The organism is uncultured Gimesia sp. (assembly GCF_937910335.1).
Classification (GTDB): domain Bacteria; phylum Planctomycetota; class Planctomycetia; order Planctomycetales; family Planctomycetaceae; genus Gimesia.
The window spans coordinates 1-2,970 of sequence record NZ_CALEMX010000270.1; the positions used below are offsets into that span (position 1 = coordinate 1).

At 49.8% G+C, this 2,970-nt stretch carries 2 protein-coding genes; both read left to right on the top strand.

The window, feature by feature from the left end:
* A partial coding sequence (locus Q0668_RS11020; RefSeq protein WP_298864249.1) for a hypothetical protein occupies window positions 1-967 on the top strand: 967 nt, incomplete at its 5' end.
* Between the two features lie 99 nt (window positions 968-1,066).
* A partial coding sequence (locus Q0668_RS11025) for a hypothetical protein (protein ID WP_298864252.1) occupies window positions 1,067-2,970 on the top strand: 1,904 nt, incomplete at its 3' end.

The following is a 2,970-nucleotide window of genomic DNA, read 5'->3' on the forward strand; positions in this document are numbered from 1 at the left end:
GTCTGCCAGCACCAGCGAAAAGCTGACGATTGACGAACGCCTGTTCGACAATTCGCCCATCACTCCCGCAGCCCGGGCCAATGATACGACCGACGTACATGTGCCTCGGGGCGGCAAAATTCACATCCCGGCGGCCAAGCCGTTTCGCTCGGCCAGTCTGGATCATATTCAATGCGGGCATCTCGACTGCAAACCGGAAGAACGTGCCTACGGTGCCGACCTCGGCCTGTATTCGGTCACGTTCAATAACAATCTCGAAGATGATCTTGAGACTCTCGAACGCTACAAAGAGTTTCGGGAAGAGGCTGAACGCAAAAAGTTTCGCCACTTCCTGGAAATTTTTGACCCTAATATCAGCAATGCGGTCTCCTCGGATATGGCTCCTGGCTTTATCAACGATCTGATTGCCCGTACTCTGGCGGGTGTCGCTTCAGCAGGGCGGCCTACATTTCTGAAAATGGTTTATCATGGACCACGGGCTATGGAAGAACTGGTCGCCTATGATCCGCATTTGATTGTTGGAATTCTGGGCGGCTCAGCGGGAACCACACTGGATGCGTTTCAATTAATCTATGATGCCCGTAAATATGGAGCGCGCGTGGCATTATTCGGACGAAAAATCAATCAGGCCGAGCATCAGTTGGCGTTCATTCAGTTTTTGCGGTTACTGGTGGAAGACAAGATACAGCCGATCGAAGCGGTGAAAGCCTATCATGGGGTACTGCAGGAACTGGACATCAAACCGACGCGCAGTTTAGACGTTGATCTCACCTATCAGACTGCGGTGATGAGTTATGGTGGCGAAGATGGCAAAACCTTCAGTTTTCCCTCACAACAAAAAAATGGGAAACCCACTCAGACAAAATCAACGGGAAACGCCGCTGAGGCTCCTGATTTTGCTTCTATGAGTTCCGAAGAACGGCTGGCTTATCATCGAAATCGTCTGAATCGCACGTTTGGCGAGTAAGAACTCCAGTCTTGAGTGTTGAGACATTATCGTGGGCTGCCTAGAATAGAACCTTGCCAGTCAGACGCGTTCCGTTTCGTCAACACAAGGTCCAGTTGCTTGAGCCATTCCCGGAAAAAGAAAACCAAACAGCCTCGACTGGAAGAAGCTGTTCCTCTTAGTGCCTCTCAGTTTGCTGGTGTCGTTTTAGTCGCTTCTCTAGGATTGACATGGATCTTCTGGAATGGTCTCTGGTCGGGCGGCGGTCTAATTGGCGGCGATCTTTATTCTTATTTTTTCCCACAAAAAACGTTCTTTGCCGAACGCCTGCAGGCGGGTGAATTTCCCCTCTGGAATTCCAATATCGGTCATGGTTTCCCCTTAGTGGCAGAGAGCCAGACCGGCGCTTTTTATCCATTCAATTACTTTGCTTACCGTTTTTTTCCAGTCAATACCGCTTACAACTTTGTTCAGATTCTGCATTACATTCTGGCGTTTGTGTTTACCGCGCTGTATGTAAGACGACTGGGTTATTCCCTGATCGCGGCTCTATTTGCAGGACTGGTTTACACATACGGCTGGTTCCCCTCGCGTATCTGTCTGGAATGGGCCATCATAGGTGGTGCCTGGCTGCCTTTGGCACTGTGGTGTGTCGAATCATTTTTTCAAACCCGCTCTTGGCGCTACCCGATTCTACTCTGTTTTGCCTTAACCATGCAGATCTTGCCGGGGCATTTCAATCTGGCGTTTATTACACAGTTGATGTTACTCGTTTATATCCCGGCCCGAATCTGGTTGAGCCGTGATGAAACAACCGAGCAATTAAAACCAGTTCGACGTTTTACCGTCATTTTGTTGCTGTTGGCTTTTGTATCAGCGTACGCTTTATCGGCTGTTCAACTGGGGCCGACATGGGAATTAAAACAATTAAGTCAACGGGCTGAAGTTGGTGAAGGTTCGCATCAACCCGGTTACGGGCACATTCCTGTCTGGTATCTATCGCAAGTCGTCGCTCCGTGGGCCTGGTATCCTTATGAAGTCAATCTCGACGCGGGTCTTGCACCGGGTTCCGACGCGACCAATCAGGTGGAAGCACACCTCTATTTCGGAATGGCTGCTGTATTGCTGCTGATCTTTGGAACGTGGCGCCGCGTTTGGACCGGCGATCGACGACTTGTTTTACTGGCGATGATCGGACTGTTGGCATTACTTTATACGCCGGGCTGGTTCCTGTCTTTGACAAAACACCTGCCCGGTTTTAGTTTCTTTACGGGCCCCGGACGTTATGGCATCGTGACGACATTCTCAGTTGCAGTGATTGCCGGCGTGAGTATGGAACGCCTGATCGTGAACTGGAACAAACACATCCAACTTTTGATTGTGTCGCTCGTCTGTCTGTTTACAGTCGCTGATTTCTGGGTTGTCAGTCGTTATGTGACTTATGCCACCATTATTCCGAATCCTCCCGTCAAGCAGGGTCAAAAAAGTGCCCTCAAAAAAATCATTCAAGAATTTGGAAAGCCGGTGCGACTGTTTGCCCCGGGAGCAAACTTGCCGACATTGATTGGCGTGGCTTCGACTCCCGTTTATCTGGGTATTGGTCCCGAGCAGTATTATAATCCCAAAACAGCCATGCCAGAGCCACTACCTTTCAAAGAAGAAGATCTACCGACAGTCGAACAGATTGAATGGTTACAGAAAGCGGGGGTGACTCATATCCTCAGTCAGCATCCCTTGAAACTGGACCAATGGCCGGTCAAGCCGATTTGGAGTGATTATGACGCGGTACTCAATCCCGCCTGGGGACGCTTCGATGAACCACTTTATTTTTATGAGTTGCAAGGCAGCCGTGGTCGTCTCGCCTGGACACAACCGGTGGTAAATCAATCAGCTACGATCAAGGAGTATCGGGCGAATGAAGTGATTATTGAAGCAGATACGCCGACGGAAGACACATTGATTTTGACGGATCTGTATTACCCTGGTTGGAAAGTTTATGTGGACGGAAAACCCTCTGAGGCAGA